Here is a 15,123-nt window from a genome sequence, read left to right as displayed (position 1 = left end):
AGATATGGCCAAGGCTTCAATCCCAGAGAATCCGTATCTTGCCGCACGGCAGGAATGGAACGAGCGCTACGGCTCTTATGTGAGGGCCGCAGCGGCCTGGCGCATCGTTGGTGTCACCGGCATGCTGATGGCAGTCATTGGCTTCACCTACGCGCTCTATCAAAGCACCGAGGTCAAGCTCGTTCCCTATATCGTCGAGGTCGATGAGCTCGGCACGGCGGCGAACGTCGGCTTTCCGCAGCAGATCGACTATGCCGATCCGCGCGTGGTGCGGGCAACGCTTGGAAGCTTCATCTCGAACTTCCGGTCCGTCACGCCCGACACGGTCGTCCAGAAACAATATATCGATCATACATATGCACTGCTGCGATCTGCCGATGCCGCGACCGAAAAGGTCAATGCCTGGTTCCACAACAATTCGCCTTTCGAGCGCGCCAAAACGAAGACTGTTGCGATTGAGGTGACGAATATCGTTCCGCTTTCAAACCAGAGCTACCAGATCGACTGGACGGAATATGAACGCGACCGGCAAGGCAAGGAACTTGCCACAAGGCGGTTTCGCGGCGTTGCGACCGTGACGCTCACTCCGCCGCAGGACGAGGCGGTCATCCGTCTCAATCCCATCGGTCTTTATCTGAAAGACTTCGACTGGACGGCGCAGCTCTGAGCGCAGCCAAGGACTTTGCAATGACACAAACGAAACGCTGCAGCACGGTGTTTTGCGCCGGCCTCATGCTCGCGGCCGCAAGCCTGCCAGTTTCCGCGCAGCAATTGAGCGGCAATGAAACCCGCGGCACTCAGCTGTCTGGTCAGTGGCAACACAGCCGAGGCCTCGTCGCGCGCGGCCTAGATGGCAAGGTGATTTTTCTCTTCGGCGAGGTCCAACCATCTGTCGTCTGCTCGCCGCTCCAGGTCTGCGACATCGAGCTTGAGGCCGGCGAGGTTGTTCGCGACGTCCTACTCGGCGACACCGTGCGCTGGAAGGTGGAGCCGGCGACCTCCGGCGCACCGAACGGACAGGCCATCCATCTGATCGTAAAGCCATCGGAACCGGGACTTGTGACGTCCATGGTGGTGACGACGTCGCGACGGACTTATCACATCCAGCTGAAGTCGCACCCGACACAATACATGGCCCGTGTCGGCTTCGATTATCCCGAAGACGTTAGCGCCCGCTTCGCCGCGATCAATGCGCGAATTGAGGCGAGCGTTGTTCCGGGCGCAGGTGTGCCGGCCGATCAGCTGAATTTTTCCTTTTCCATGAGCGGCTCGGCGCGCTGGCGGCCGACGCGCATCTATAGCGACGGGATGAAAACCTACATCCAGTTTCCCTCATTGCTCTCCGGCCAGGATGCGCCGGTTCTCTTCGTCGTTTCCGGCGGTGAAAACCGCATCGTCAACTACCGCATGAAAGGCACCATGATGGTCGTCGACTACAACATCGACCGCGCGATCCTCGTTTCCGGCGTCGGCCGAGCCCAGGAGAAAATCTCGATCCGGCGGGGAGGGTAGGGGATGCCGCAATTTATCGCCTCCTTCAGGTTGCCCACTGCCATCCTTTGTCTCGTTCTACTCGCCGCCTGTCAGACGACGGGTCGCCCAGGGCTGATCAAGAGCGAGGTCACCGCAGAACTCACGCCAGAAGCGGCCAGCGCAATTGCCCAGGATATGGGTGGAAAACTCGCCGAGCAGATCGGGCCGGGCAATACGACCATCGCCCTTCGCGAAAATGACACTGTCTTCGGTCCGACGCTTGAGGCATCGTTACGCGGCAGGGGCTATGCCGTCGTCACCGATCAGGCAACTGAGGGCGCTGCTGTCGAACCGCTCGCCTACACAATCGATCCCTTCGAGGGCGGCGTTCTTGTCAGGCTCTCGGCCTCAAGGATCGAGCTCACGCGCGTCTACACCTTAAATGGCACCGGTGCCACGCCGGCAAGCCCTTTGTCGGTCATGCAGCGCAGATCGGCAGCGCCGTCATGACACAGTCGTTGAAGCTTGGTGGCGCTGACAACAGCAGCGGACCGGCCATAAGGCGGGTGAACCGCGTCCCGATCATCGTCGCATTCACCCTTGTTATCGTCTTCTTGGCGGTCATCATCTACGGGCTGTCGTCAAGGGGCCTTCGTTTCGGCGGCGACGAAGAGATCGAGCCCGCGTCATCGCGGCCGGCCTTGAGTGACGCGGAACGGCTGAAGCAGGGCGTCCCGGACGGGATCATCGGCGAGCCGCAGCCGATGCGCCTCCAGCCGGAACCGCCGGCCGAAAAGAAAGAGCCAGCCCGAAACCCGTTCACGCCCTCTGATAACAATCCCGCGCCCATCGGAACGACATCAGCTCCAGAACTCGAACCGGATGCCGTTTGGCGGGCTAGACTAAAACGCGAGCAGGATGAGCAAATGCTGCGCGAATATCATCGCCAGCAAATGGCCAGCATCCAGGCCCGGGAAGCTGCAGCGAATTCACCAATAGCCGTCAATTTGAAGGGGTTGAATGACGCCAGCCCGACCGGCGCGTCAAGCCAGCGGAACCCAAGTCAGGCCACGACCCAAGGTCAGCCGGCGACGGCTCTCGACCTCTATTCGACCGCGATGCAAGCTGCCGCCAGTGGCCAAAATGCTGATCCCAACGGGCAGGGCGCCAAGAGCCAATTCTTCAATCAGGACATTGCCGATCTCGGCTATTTGCCGAACACCGTCGTTCCGCAAATGTCGCCTTTCGAACTGAAGCGAGGCTCGGTGATCCCGGCAACGCTGATCACTGGCATCAATTCCGATCTACCCGGCCGGATCACCGCACAAGTGTCGCAAAACGTATATGACAGCGCGACCGGCAGACATCTCCTCATTCCGCAAGGAGCAAAACTCTTCGGCCGCTACGACTCCAATGTCACATTCGGACAAAGCCGCGTTCTCGTCGTCTGGACCGACATCATCTTTCCGAACGGATCCACCCTCCAGATCGGCGGCATGGCCGGCACGGATGCGGCAGGATACGGCGGCTTCAGCGATCAGGTCGACAATCACTATCTTAAGACCTTCGGCTCGGCTGTCCTCGTGGCACTAATCGGGGCTGGCACCGACATGCTGCTTCCGGATGACAATTCGAGCCAGGGCAAGACGGATAGCGCGGCCGATGCTGCAAGGCGATCCTTCGCCGAGACCTTCGGAAAAGTCTCGCAGCAGACAGTATCCATGAACGTGAACGTCCAGCCGACGCTCGAAATCCGGCCAGGCTATCGCTTCAACATCCTCGTCGATCAGGATGTGATTTTTCCGAGAGCATATCGGGGATGATCAAAGATAAAGGGCCGCAAAAAGATCGTGTTGCGGATATCTGATTTGCTGACCCGCTCGGCAAGCTTTTTGATGTTTGCGGATTTGGGTCTCATATTCGTTCCCTCGTCACTACGACGCGACCCAAATCCTCCTTAGTTCACAACCTCAAATCTGTGACATTGGTGCTGACGGCGGACACGCCAACATCGGCTGCATCCCTCGAATGCTCCCAAGGTCGCCTATCCGGAACTTGCCTTTCCTCATAGTGAGACACAGCTTCGCATAAACGGGTGCTACCGCACCATAAATGATAATGTCAGTGTTGTTTGAAGCGCCATCAGAGGCGATGCGTGCCTGCCAATCAACCGAGCATCATCGTCAATATCGGATGTTTCCGTGACCTTCTATGATGGCTTTGATCCGCGTCCTTGCCCCAAGACTCGGTGGCCGGTCTGATTGATCACCAGCCCTATCAAGTTTGCGAACGCGGACGGCCAGCTCCGCATATGGCCACCGACATAGCCCGCAAGTCGCCGAACGCGTAACCCGCAGCGAGACAATTGACCTGAATTCGACGATTTAAAAGCAATTTTGCGGCGTTCCGGGCCGACCCGATCGCATGCCGCTCCATTAGAGATATGTTCATGGAGATTGAAATGACCGGGGCACCTGCCGTTCAGATTTCCTACGAGAATCAGGGCTGCGAAGACCATCCTGGTGTCCGTTGTCGAAGGGGTGAATGGCAAAGGCGAACTGACCATCTCGAGGGTCTTGGAGGCGCTGATCATCACCAGTTATATCTTCGTTCCCAACACTATGCGCGGAATAGGCGCCGCCTCCACATCGGCCGGGTTCAGGCTCCGAATGGTGTCGTCATGACCGCCGTCGACATGTCACATCCCGCAAAAGGCCCACTGAGCTTCCCGATCTACTGCGCGCTGTGGATTGCCACGATCATCTCGAACATTGGCATCTGGATGCATGATGTCGGCGCGGGCTGGCTGATGACTTCGCTGTCGTCCAGCCCTCTGCTGGTTGCACTGGTGCAGGCAGCCACGATGCTCCCGATGTTTTTGCTGGCCCTGCCGGCCGGGGCGATGGCCGATATTGTGGACCGGCGCAGAATGCCCTTCACTGCGCAGATGCTCGGCCTTACCGCCGCAGCGGTTCTGGCCTTTCTCACGTTTCGGGGACTGACCACCCCGAGGGTGTTGCTAGCTGCGACCTTCGTTCTCGGTTTCGCGGCAGTACTCAGCGCACCAGTGTTTCAGGCCATTGTCCCTGAGCTGGTGGACAGGCCGACGCTGCCAGACGCGGTGGCGCTCAACAGCCTCGGCGTCAACATTTCGCGCGCGATCGGCCCGGCACTTGGCGGAATTATTGTGGCGATGGTCGGCCCGTCAGCCGTCTTTGCAATCAATGCCATATCGGTTTTAGCCGTCGTGATCGTGCTTGTCAGAGCGCATCCGAAAACGCATCTACAAAACGCAAGACCTCGCCCGAGCCGATATCTTCGACTATATCGAGGCGTTCTACAATCGAACCCGCCGCCACAGCCATCTCGGCGGTGTCAGTCCTGAGGCGTTCGAAAGCGCCGTGACGTGAGGCTGGGAATTGTCTGTCAGTCCGGGTGCAGTCCACGTCGCATTGAATGCGGCCATAGAAATCTGTATTCTGATAATTTATCATCATTACTCTCAATTTAATTCAAGAGAATATACGTTGACTCCATGTAATCTGTTGCGAAGAGAATGCATTCCTAGTGGGCGTAAGGAGTCAATACGGCCACAAACCATCGAATAAGTTGCCTCTGATATCAGGCAATTCGTCCCAAATTCTTTATTGAGCGCCTCTAATCGTTGAGCAACATTAACGGTATCGCCATAAAGCGTGAATGACAGACGCTCCTCACTCCCAACCGTTCCTGCTGCGACTGGACCGCTTGCAATGCCTATGCGCATCCGCAGTCGATGGTGAAGAAACTCGGAGTTATTTAAGGCCTCGGTGATATCTCTCGCCGCCATGACTGCATTGAGAGCGTGCTTATCAAGCGGAAGCGGCGCATTGAATGAAGCCATCACGGCATCGCCGAAATAATTTACTATAAGGCCCCCGCGCATAGTTATCGCTTGGCTGACCATCGCAAATATCTCGTTCAGGAGCTTGACGACGTCAGCGGGTGGCAATTTTTCGGAAAGCGCTGTGAAGCCTTCGATATCTGCAAACAACAACGTGGCATCTCGCAATTGGGGGGCCAGTTGTCCATCGCTCTGAAGGTCCGCGATGACTGTTGCAGGGACATATTTGCCAAACAAATGCTGCATCTGACCACGCGTTTCTTCGGCTGACACTCTGGCGAGTACAATAGATCGGACGCCATAGATTGCGATCGCCGCGATAATAGTGACCGCAACGATGATCAGAACCTGCTCAATACGAGACTCCATACCGAAAAAATTCGGATTTAGAACGATGCTATAAAAAATTTCTCGCGACGGCGCCAACGGCAAGTCCGCAAATGTAAGAGTTATGGGCATTCCTGCCTTGATCCAAGCCGTGGACAGAGCCAGCCCTAGCGCGCAACACCCGCCGGTGAACAGGACAAGTGATGGTGACAATGTCAAAATAGATGCAGAAATAACTATAAAGTAATATTGATCTCTGGCTGTAAAAAATACAAGATTCTGCGGAATATCGTCTCCACTACTCAAAGGTGCGAACGTAATTATGATGGAAATGATGATGGCATCTATAAAAAAAGAGGCAAAGCGGGACAGTCTCTCAAGCCGCGTATCGGCTGTCTTCAGCCAGAGTAGTCCGGAAATGGCAATGGTAAGTGTGAACAGCCATATCGCAATGTTTACAGGAAAATGATAACCTGCAAGAAAATTGAAAGACAGAGTTACGATAGCAATTGTTCTGCCTATAATAGCCAGCCTGAATCCATGCCGTTGAGCTTCCGCTAGTGCATTTTCAGCAACTTGAGAAATTTTATATTTTTTGGAACTAGGAATTTTCATATCCGTCATCGCGCGCGAAATTAACATTGATGAGTAGTTTTATTTAATTGGAAAAACCAATCAGGGCTGAAATATTTTAATAAGCGTCATTTGATGGCGAATTACTATTATTACAAACTAAAATATTCCCTAGCGAATATTATTGACGCATTTCAGAAATATATTTGTGTCGGCGTCCAGCAAATAATCGTATTAGAAGTCGACGAGATTTGCGCAGGCGGACAACCGAACCGTCGCTCCGGACAGAGAGTATGATGTGCCAACAATTTTCCAGCCAGGGTCGCGCCAAACCATTTCCGCCTCGCCATAACGAGAAATAAAACCTGTGCCGAGCGTAAGCAAGCCAATCCAGTTCACTCTACGAAGGTCAATTTTAACGCGATCACCTTAAATTTTACTCACCACTCTACCACCGCCTGGAGTCGATCTCGGAAAAGAGCCGCTCCGGGCTCGAACCAGAGCAAGATCTGGCGTCAGGCGCTGGTCCGAGATCCGACCGATGGGCATTGGAGGCGTTGCTAGCCTTCTGCGCGATTAAGCCGTCCTGTTTGATCGATGCCAAATAGCGATCTATCGCATCTGCAGGACGATGGGCGCGCTGCTGGCAGGATCGGTATGCTCGCGCAGCGTTTTGACGTCATCCGGCTTGACCGGACCACCGTGATTGCCCCACGCGGACCGCACATAGGTCAGGACGTCGGCAATCTGTTGATCGGTGAGTTGCTCGCGGAGCGGTGGCATTCGATACGCATCCGGAATGCCGTTTGTGACAACGCGGCCCGATCCGTTGAGTACGACGTTGATCTGCGAATCCGTCTGCTCGATCAACGAGGAGGCAGCACCGGCCAGCGGCGATATCCATTGGTTCTGGCCGCGCCCGTCCGCACCGTGACAGAAGGCGCAGCGGGCGTCATAGGTCTGAGCGCCTTCTGGACTGCTCCCGCTGGAGGCAGGCTCCGATGTCGCAACATAGGCCCAGTGCTCGCCGTCGCGCAATGCATCACCCGGCAGGGATTTAAGATAGTGGCTGATGGCGCGCAGGTCCTCGTCGGTCATGAACTGAAGCGAGTTGTTGTAGGCTTCCGTCATCGAGCCGAAGACGATGGCATGCTGGTTCCGTCCATTCCTGAGGAAGGAATAGATGTCTTCTTCGCTCCAGCGACCCAGGCCGGTGTTGTGATCCTGGCGAAGGCTCGGGGCATACCAGCCATCCAGCAGAGCGCCCGACAGGAAGACAGGGCTTGTATCGTCCAAGGCTTTCTCGTTCATGGCGATGCCACGCGGCGTATGGCAAGCGCCACAGTGCCCGGCCGCTTGAACCAGGTAGGCGCCCCGGTTCCACCGCTCGTCCTGTTGAGGCTTCGGGCTATAGACGCCTGCATCGACGAAGACGGCGTTCCAGAGTGCCAACGGCCAGCGCATATTAAGCGGCCATTCAATGCTGGTCGATCTGTTCTTCTGATTGACTGGCTGCACACTGTTCATGAAAAAGGCATAGAGTGCCTCGATGTCATCGTCGGTCATCTTGACATAGGACGGATAGGGCATCGCAGGATAAAGCCGCCGACCATCAGGCGTGACGCCATGGCGAACTGCCCGATCGAAGTCGGCGAGCGAATAATTGCCGATGCCGGTTTCCTTGTCAGGCGTGATATTCGTCGCAAAGATCGACCCGAGCGGTGTGCCCATCTCCAGTCCGCCGACGAATGGCTTGCTGTCCGGCGTACTGTGACAGGCGACGCAGTCGGCCTCGCGCGCGACCGCCTCGCCACGGGTCACCAATTCGACCGTCGTATTCACCGGTCTTGCTGCGCTATCGAAGGGCGATGAGGACGTGTGGTTGACGAACCATGTCACGCCGCCTGCCGCGGCGATACAAAAGACGAGGAGAACGAGGAAAAATCTCTTCAAAGTCAATCCATCCTGTAGAAGCAGCGTCAGCGCCCACCGAACCGCCAACGAATTGTTAACGATGCGGTGGGCCGCGCACGTGGTGCGATCCGCGTCAGATCGGGTACCAGTGGCAGAATGTCAGCTCTCAAACGTAAATTGCGAAAGAGGCATGCTGCGGACACGCTGACCGGTCAAGGTCGACACGGCGTTGACCACCGCAGGCGGCACCGCCGGAAGTCCCGGTTCGCCGATCCCTCCCATTTTTTCGCCGCTTTCAATAATCCGCGTATGCACGCGTGGCATCTGATCGGGCGCCAGGATTGGATAGAGATCATAATTGCGCGCAAGCGGTTGACCCTTTTCGTAGACCACCTCTTCGAGCAGCACCTGAGACAAGCCCAAAGCGGTGGCCGAGTTGATCTGCGCGTCGATGATCGCCGGATTGACGATGCTGCCGGGGTCGATCACTTCCCAGACATCATGAACGACCACTTTTCCGGCGCGGATTGAGACTTCGGCAATCGCAGCCGTATGGCTCCCGAAAGGAGACGCCATAGCAAGACCCCGCGCCCGCCGCGAACCATCCTCTGCTGTGAACGGTCCACGCTTCCACCCGCCCGACATGTCCGCAGCAGCCTTGAGCAGATTGGTCAAACGGCTGTTGTCCTTCAGAAGCTGAAGACGCAGTTCGTAGGGGTCCTTACCGCCCGCGTCGGCCAACTCGTCGAGAAAACACTCATAGAAGAAGTCATTCATCGAGTTGCCGACCGAACGCCAGTAGGCAAGCATCGTCGGGTTTTCGACATAGAGCTGCGCGATGCGCTTGTTGGCGACCGCATAGGCCTTTCCGGTCAGTCCCTCTATGGCCGATTCGTCCATCTTTTCAGGATTGTGACCGTTGATGCCTTCCGTTGGACCCTCACAGACACTAACGGCTTCCAGCGCAAGCGGCATCCCGCTGTCATCAAGGGCACCCTTGAACCGCACCGCAGCCATTGGCCGAAGCGGGTCGCGCAGGAATTCCTCCTCGCGGCTCCAGATCAGCTTGATCGGTCGCCCGGTTTCCCTGGCAAGCTGGATGGCCTGGCGGTAGGGGTTGGCAGAAACATAGAGAAAGTGCCTGCCAAAGAAACCGCCGAGCAGCGGACTGTGGACATTGATCTGAGATGTCTCAAGGCCGCTGATCTTTGCAATGTCCGCCTGAAACATCTCCGGCGCCTGGTTCGGCATCCAGACGTCGAGGCTGCCGTCCTCGTTGAACCGCGCGAGAGCGGACGGTGGCTCAAGTTGGGCGTGGTTGAGGTACTGGCTATGGTAGGTCGAGGATACGATGTTCTTGGCAGACGCGAGAACACCCGCAGCGTCGCCTTCGCTTTCCGCTTCCTTGCCGTCTCCGGGTTCTCTGGCGAGACGATCAGCAAATGCTGCAGTCGAGAAATCGGCCGGCATGATGCGTCCGCCCTCGACCGCAGACGTCCCATTTGCCTCTTCCCAATCCACCTGAAGCGCTTCGGCGGCTCGCTTGGCATTCCACCAGCGCTCCGCAACGACCGCGACCGCGCCCGGAAGCTGATGGACTGAATGAACGCCCGCCATCGCCGTGACAGCGGCTTCGTTGCGGATGGCGCCGATGGACATACCCAGACGCGGCGCGTGCTGCACGGCGGCATGAAGCATGCCATCGACCTTGCAGTCGATGGCATAGATCGCCTTTCCGACGGACTTGTCATAGACATCAAGCCGAGCGAGAGGCTTGCCGATCCAGCGGAACTGGCTGCGATCCTTCAGCGTTACCTGATCCGCGGCTGGGACCGGAAGGTCGAGGGCATCTGCAGCCACGTCGCCAAAAGATATCGACCGACCCGATGAAGCGTGGATCACCTGGCCCGGTTCGGTCGTCAACTCACTGACCGGCACGCCAAGGCGCGTTGCCGATGCCTGCAGGATCATCAGACGGGCGGACGCACCGATGAGACGCATCGTATCGTAACCGAGACGCGTCGACATGCTGCCGCCAGTGATGCGCATGCCATTGAGGATGATCTGATAGTCGTGCCCGGCCGGGGCGTTTTCGACCATGAAAGAGGACGGGTCGAGGTCGAGTTCTTCGCCGACGATCTGCGCCATTGCCGTGAAGATGCCCTGCCCGCCTTCAACAAACGGAGACATCAGCCGCGCGGTGTTGTCAGGGCGAATTTCAAGAAAAGCAGGCACCCGAGTGCCCGGAATAACCGTGGCAGCATCCTGAGCATGGGCGGAACGCACGGGGACACCAAAACCGATCACCAAGGCTCCGGCGGTCACGCCAGCCGATGCAAGCATAAACCGGCGGCGGGAGAGGTTGACCGGCTCTCCGGTGGGCAGATGGGTTTCGATCGAAAGTCCGCGGGGAATCTCAGTCATAGGGATGTCTCCTTGCGACCTGCCACGTCGTTCACCGCAGCCTTGATGGCGTTGTAGGTCCCGCAACGACAAAGATTGATCATTGCAGCCGCGATGTCCTCTTCGGTGGGCCTGGCGGTCTCTTTCAGCAATGCGGTTGCGGCCATGATCTGGCCGGACTGACAATATCCGCATTGCGGGACCTGGTAGGCGACCCAAGCGGAGACGACACGCTTGCCAACGTCATCGTTCTCAATCGCTTCGATTGTCATGATCTTGCTATCTGAAACGCTTTCGAGTGGCGTGACGCAGGAACGCGTAATCTGCCCATCGACGAGAACCGAACAGGCGCCGCACTGGGCGAGACCGCAACCAAACTTTGTACCGGTGAGACCAAGTTCGTCACGGATAACCCAGAGCAACGGCGTGTCCGGATCGGATTGAACATCATGGATTTCGTCGTTAAGATTGAGTTTCACGGCTATTTTTCGCCTCCGGGGCCGTCAGAGAAGTGGTTCGACGCGAGTAAAATGCTACCGTCCCATCTATTTCTTCAGGTTGAGAAATGGTGATTTTTGCATCTAATGGCAATCGCGATAATGGCCTTTAATTTCTTGCTGTTATGAGTAAATCTTCTCATTCGAACAGCGCTAGGCCACCCCGTAATGATATTCAACTCTCCGAAAAAGCCGGCGCTTTTTCGGAGAGACGCCGGCGTTTGTCGTGTCAATTCCTTCTATGCACGGTCGATATTCAGTTGAAGCGCCGCCGCCTAGTGACGCGTCATGCTGACTTGTTCGCCGATTTTGTCAGTCGCCTCAGTTGATCGTTGCGGCCTGCGCCAGCACGCGGGTGGACGCCACCATCAACGTCGCCTTGCCAAGTGATGCGGGGGCGGTTTGCAGAATGATGGGCCAATCTGACGCCAGTTGAGATCAACCTGTGGACCCTCCACCTGCCGCAAGTGCCACCTCGGGCCAGTAAGAAGCGTCTGGCATCTGGCAAACGTCGGCTACATCCCTGTCTGCCATGCAAAATTCCGCCGGTTTGTCATGTTTCGCGCGCCAGGGAGAGCGCGCGAGATAGGGTTGCGCCGCGGCAATCCTCAGACCGACATTCGCACGACTACCAAGGCTGATTGGCCGGACCGACCGTGAACTCGTTGATTGTCGTGTCTTCCGGCTGGTCGATGGCGAAGGCGACAACATTCGCGATCCGCTCCGGCGAAATCCCGAATTTGTCATAGATGCCCTGCATTGCCTCAGCGCTCGATTTGTCGCTGATTGTCGCCAGTAGTTCGGTGTTGATTGCGGCGGGATAAATTGTGGCGGTCCGAATATTCGTTCCCTCCATCGCGGATTCCATACGCAAGACTTCCATAAAGTCGCGAATGAACCATTTGGTTCCGCCATACACCGCACCGCCCGGATAAGCCTTAAGTCCCGCAACTGACGAGGTCGCAATGACGTGACCGGATTTCTGCTTCGTGAATGTCGGCAGCACCGCCGCGATGCCATTTAGGACACCCTTGATATTCACGTCCACCATCTGGTGCCAGTCGTCTATTTTCAGCGCCGAAAGCGGCGAGTTAGGCATTAGGCCCGCATTCAGGAAGATGACGTCGACACGGCCGAATGTGTCTTTGGCGAGCTTCACAATGGCATCGTTCTCGCTTTGCCGTGTTACGTCCAGCACAAGGCAAGTGGCCTGACCACCTTCCTTTTCTATCGCGCCGACAATCTGTTCAAGCTTGTCTTTTCGGCGCGCGCCAAGCACGACCTTGGCACCCTTGCTTGCCAGCAGCTTGGCCGTAGCCTCGCCGATACCCGACGATGCTCCGGTGATGATGACGACCTTGTCCTCGATCATTTTAATTCTCTCCGGTTCATGAACTATTGGATGCGCTTGACCTGGACAAGTTGCTGCGTAAGTTTCTCCAGCTGTTCCATAGTAGCGTTGTATTTTCCCATGTGAATTGTCTGGCTTGAGTAATCAATTCCGGATGCGTTGTAGTAAAATCCGATATTTCCCCAAGTGGAAAAATAGATTAAATCCCCGTCTTCGGGATCGGAGCCGGGTGATCCGGTCGTCGTCAACTTGCGCGAAAAGTAACCGATCTTCTCATGTCCCGCGTACTCGTCCAACTCCATGGTGAGCGGCAGCAAAGAAAGAAAGTCGCGTACAGTTGGATTATCTTCGCCGATCACCACGTCGACGCTCGTCGATCCTGCGCTGAAGCGAACGACAGCACCGACGACCTGCTGAGTCTGCGGATCGGCATTTTGAGAATAGGAAACGGCAACGCCAGCGGCGAGGATGGGTAACGCCATGGCAAGCGCTGCCATGCCCTGAAATAGCTGGATCATTTTTCCTCTTTCATGGGACGAGACGCTCGACGGCCATCAGAGGTAACGCGCTATAAGTATCTAACTCCGCGTCGCATTCACGCCATCTGATGACTGGTCTAAAGTAAGCGACCAAGGCGCGCAGGATAATGTGCATCTACTCGTATGCAGTTATGAAGAATGCTCATGAATTCCAAAAAGTGTCTGGTTGCTCGTGCCAAGCGAGGGACATTGGACCTGTGTAGAATAGATGCCGGCATTATGAATTACAGCATCCATGCGACCTATGGCGTTAACCTGCGCTGCAAGCGAACTGGTCTGTGTGGCACTGGTGAGATCGCCGACGACCACGCCAAGAGGATGTGATGCGAGGTTTCGCAGCGCAGACGTCCTCTCGACGGAGCGGGCGTGTAGAACGACCTCATGGCCTTTCCGCAGCAAGGTTTGTGCGGCCGCAAATCCAAGCCCATCCGTACTGCCCGTAATGAAAATGCGCGCCATCGCTGAAGCCTTCAGGTAACCGGCATGTCGTTGTGTCCGGCTGCGTCCTCCACGGAATGACGCAGCCAGACTGTGCCTCCTTCTAGAATTTCGCAGCCCATCAGGCGAAGCGCCTGCCCTGCACCGGGACTCTCGTCGATTGCGCCGCGGTAGTCGATGATGCTCGGCGCACCGGCCCTGCCATCTAGTGCGGGACTGATCAGGGTGCTGAACTCGTTGATCAGACGATGCCGGAGAAACACGCCGTTGATGGTGCCGCCTCCTTCCAAGAGAAGTTTTTGCACGCCAAAAAAATAGGCCAGTTGAGCCATCGCGCCCGGAAGGTCATCACCTGATGGCCCGGCAAAAATGTAGGAGACGCCATCCTCGCGCAGTTCGGCGAGATAGGTGTCGGACACTTGATGACCCAGCACTGCAACGGCGTGATCCCCGCCGATGTTGTCGTGTCCGTAATGGATGCGGCCAGAAGGGTCGATCGCGACGGCAAGCGGCCTGCCGTTTCGATCGGCAATGTGTGGTTCTCGCATGGCGATCGGAAGGGTTGCAATGGACCGTTCCGTCCCACTGGCCAGCTCGCTCATGGTCTTGCGTCCGACGATCCATCCGTCAGCCGCCAAGCGTGACGCCACGTCTTCATAGTGACCGGCCAAAACTTCAGCAGAAACTCCCGCCGCCGCAGAGGTGAAGTGGCCGGGATGCAATCGGCCGTCGATGGAAGTGACCATGTGGCAGATGATGTGGGGCCGTTTGACCAAAACAACACCTCGGAAAAATAGACTGGCTGACACTGGCCCTGGTTGTCATGCCCGGTAGCGAAAAGCTTCGATCATGGCCACGAAAGCGGGTGAGGGTTGCCGCCGACTCGGATAGTAGAGGTAGTACCCATCCCAATAGGGTGACCACTTTTCGAGAATGCGCTCGAGCCTTCCTTCCGCAATGTGTGGCAGAGCGATTTCCTCAGGTACATAGCCAAGGCCATGGCCGGCGAGCGCGGCATCGAGCACATGGAAGATATTGTTGAAGACGAGCTGGCCATCCACACGCACCTTGATCTCATGGCCGTCCTCTTCGAACTCCCACACATAGAGTGCTCCGGACGAGGGAAAACGATAGTTGATGCAATCGTGCTGGGTGAGGTCCTGCGGTTTTTCGGGGATAAGCCGATCCCCAAAATAGGACTTGGTACCAACAACAGCATAGCGGAAATCTGGCCCGATCCGTGCGGAAATCATGTCCTTGGCGAGTTGTTCGCCCATGCGGACCCCTGCATCGAAGCGTTCTGTGACGATGTCCGACAATCCATTGTCGAGCAACAGCTCGAACTTGATATCCGGGTACTTCAGGATGAAGCTTTTCACCTTTGGCCAGAGAACATGGCTGATCGCATAGTCGGGTGCCACGATGCGGATCGTGCCGGCTGGCTTTTCCTTCAACTCGTTCAGGGCGTCCATTTCAATTTCGATCTGGTCGAAATGCGGCCCGATCCGGTCCAAAAGCCGTTCACCTGCTTCCGTCATAGAAACGGCGCGTGTGGTGCGTGTCAGCAGCCGGACATCGAGCCGTGCTTCCAACTGACGAACGGTGTGGCTGAGCGCCGATTGCGAGACGCCAAGCCTGGCTGCGGCTTTAGTGAAACTACGCTCCCTGGCCACGGCTAGGAATGCGATCAGATCGTTGACATTCTGGCGCGCCACTCATGAATCC

Annotated in this window: 12 protein-coding genes and 3 pseudogenes; 6 read left to right on the top strand and 9 right to left on the bottom strand. The window is 56.7% G+C overall.

The window, feature by feature from the left end:
- The first annotated feature begins 4 nt into the window (after positions 1-4).
- The 6 genes and pseudogenes from HDIA_RS24885 to HDIA_RS24855 form a co-directional block, all read left to right on the top strand.
- Positions 5-667 carry a conjugal transfer protein TrbF gene (locus tag HDIA_RS24885; protein WP_099559201.1) on the top strand — a complete coding sequence of 221 codons (663 nt, stop codon included), beginning with the start codon at positions 5-7 and terminating at the stop codon, positions 665-667.
- Positions 668-732: 65 nt separating this feature from the next.
- Positions 733-1,512 (top strand): P-type conjugative transfer protein TrbG, encoded by a 780-nt coding sequence (gene trbG / locus HDIA_RS24880; protein WP_245884340.1) that lies wholly within the window; start codon positions 733-735, stop codon positions 1,510-1,512.
- Between the two features lie 3 nt (positions 1,513-1,515).
- A complete protein-coding gene (gene trbH, locus HDIA_RS24875; protein ID WP_099559199.1) occupies positions 1,516-1,983 on the top strand; it encodes a conjugal transfer protein TrbH in 468 nt (155 codons plus the stop codon).
- Complete coding sequence (trbI, locus tag HDIA_RS24870; RefSeq protein ID WP_099559198.1) at positions 1,980-3,296, top strand: IncP-type conjugal transfer protein TrbI; 1,317 nt, start codon at positions 1,980-1,982, stop codon at positions 3,294-3,296. The genes trbH and trbI overlap by 4 nt, the downstream gene beginning before the upstream one ends.
- Before the next feature lie 620 nt (positions 3,297-3,916).
- Positions 3,917-4,726, top strand: a pseudogene (locus HDIA_RS24860) (MFS transporter); the annotation flags it as partial.
- A pseudogene (locus tag HDIA_RS24855) lies at positions 4,725-4,883 on the top strand (IS3 family transposase); the annotation flags it as partial. The pseudogenes HDIA_RS24860 and HDIA_RS24855, both read left to right, overlap by 2 nt.
- 92 nt (positions 4,884-4,975) lie before the next feature.
- Here HDIA_RS24855 and HDIA_RS24850 read toward each other — a convergent pair.
- The 9 genes and pseudogenes from HDIA_RS24850 to HDIA_RS24810 all read right to left on the bottom strand — a co-directional run bounded on the left by HDIA_RS24850 (position 4,976) and on the right by HDIA_RS24810 (position 15,113).
- Positions 4,976-6,325 (bottom strand): adenylate/guanylate cyclase domain-containing protein, encoded by a 1,350-nt coding sequence (locus HDIA_RS24850; protein WP_099559197.1) that lies wholly within the window; start codon positions 6,323-6,325, stop codon positions 4,976-4,978.
- Positions 6,326-6,868: 543 nt separating this feature from the next.
- Positions 6,869-8,209, bottom strand: coding sequence for a c-type cytochrome (locus tag HDIA_RS24845; RefSeq protein ID WP_099559196.1), 1,341 nt, complete (start codon positions 8,207-8,209; stop codon positions 6,869-6,871).
- A 120-nt stretch (positions 8,210-8,329) separates the two neighbouring features.
- A complete protein-coding gene (locus tag HDIA_RS24840) occupies positions 8,330-10,594 on the bottom strand; it encodes a xanthine dehydrogenase family protein molybdopterin-binding subunit (RefSeq protein ID WP_099559195.1) in 2,265 nt (754 codons plus the stop codon).
- Entirely contained in the window at positions 10,591-11,052 is a 462-nt protein-coding gene (locus tag HDIA_RS24835) for a (2Fe-2S)-binding protein (protein ID WP_099559194.1), read from the bottom strand. Before HDIA_RS24835 ends, HDIA_RS24840 begins: the two co-directional genes overlap by 4 nt.
- A 646-nt stretch (positions 11,053-11,698) precedes the next feature.
- Positions 11,699-12,442: an SDR family oxidoreductase gene (locus HDIA_RS24830; protein ID WP_099559193.1), complete on the bottom strand. Its 744-nt coding sequence runs from the start codon at positions 12,440-12,442 to the stop codon at positions 11,699-11,701.
- A 23-nt stretch (positions 12,443-12,465) separates the two neighbouring features.
- Positions 12,466-12,939, bottom strand: a complete 474-nt coding sequence (locus HDIA_RS24825; protein ID WP_099559192.1) for a cyclophilin-like fold protein — start codon at positions 12,937-12,939, stop codon at positions 12,466-12,468.
- 225 nt (positions 12,940-13,164) lie between these two features.
- Positions 13,165-13,419: pseudogene (locus HDIA_RS24820) on the bottom strand (SDR family NAD(P)-dependent oxidoreductase); the annotation flags it as partial.
- Between the two features lie 11 nt (positions 13,420-13,430).
- Positions 13,431-14,144 (bottom strand): dihydrofolate reductase family protein, encoded by a 714-nt coding sequence (locus tag HDIA_RS24815; protein ID WP_245884339.1) that lies wholly within the window; start codon positions 14,142-14,144, stop codon positions 13,431-13,433.
- Positions 14,145-14,219: 75 nt separating this feature from the next.
- Positions 14,220-15,113, bottom strand: a complete 894-nt coding sequence (locus HDIA_RS24810) for a LysR family transcriptional regulator (protein ID WP_099559189.1) — start codon at positions 15,111-15,113, stop codon at positions 14,220-14,222.
- Positions 15,114-15,123 lie beyond the last annotated feature (10 nt).

It is taken from the genome of Hartmannibacter diazotrophicus (genome assembly GCF_900231165.1).
GTDB lineage: Bacteria > Pseudomonadota > Alphaproteobacteria > Rhizobiales > Pleomorphomonadaceae > Hartmannibacter > Hartmannibacter diazotrophicus.
Note: the sequence above shows the minus strand (reverse complement) of the source record. Positions and strands in the feature narration are given on the sequence as shown.

Coding starts and splice junctions, on each gene's coding strand:
- HDIA_RS24830 (WP_099559193.1), bottom strand. CDS start 12,442: ATGATCGAGGACAAGGTCGTCATCATCACCGGAGCATCGTCGGGTATC.
- HDIA_RS24885 (WP_099559201.1), top strand. CDS start 5: ATGGCCAAGGCTTCAATCCCAGAGAATCCGTATCTTGCCGCACGGCAG.
- HDIA_RS24850 (WP_099559197.1), bottom strand. CDS start 6,325: ATGTTAATTTCGCGCGCGATGACGGATATGAAAATTCCTAGTTCCAAA.
- HDIA_RS24840 (WP_099559195.1), bottom strand. CDS start 10,594: ATGACTGAGATTCCCCGCGGACTTTCGATCGAAACCCATCTGCCCACC.
- trbH (WP_099559199.1), top strand. CDS start 1,516: ATGCCGCAATTTATCGCCTCCTTCAGGTTGCCCACTGCCATCCTTTGT.
- HDIA_RS24815 (WP_245884339.1), bottom strand. CDS start 14,144: ATGGTCACTTCCATCGACGGCCGATTGCATCCCGGCCACTTCACCTCT.
- trbI (WP_099559198.1), top strand. CDS start 1,980: ATGACACAGTCGTTGAAGCTTGGTGGCGCTGACAACAGCAGCGGACCG.
- trbG (WP_245884340.1), top strand. CDS start 733: ATGCTCGCGGCCGCAAGCCTGCCAGTTTCCGCGCAGCAATTGAGCGGC.
- HDIA_RS24825 (WP_099559192.1), bottom strand. CDS start 12,939: ATGATCCAGCTATTTCAGGGCATGGCAGCGCTTGCCATGGCGTTACCC.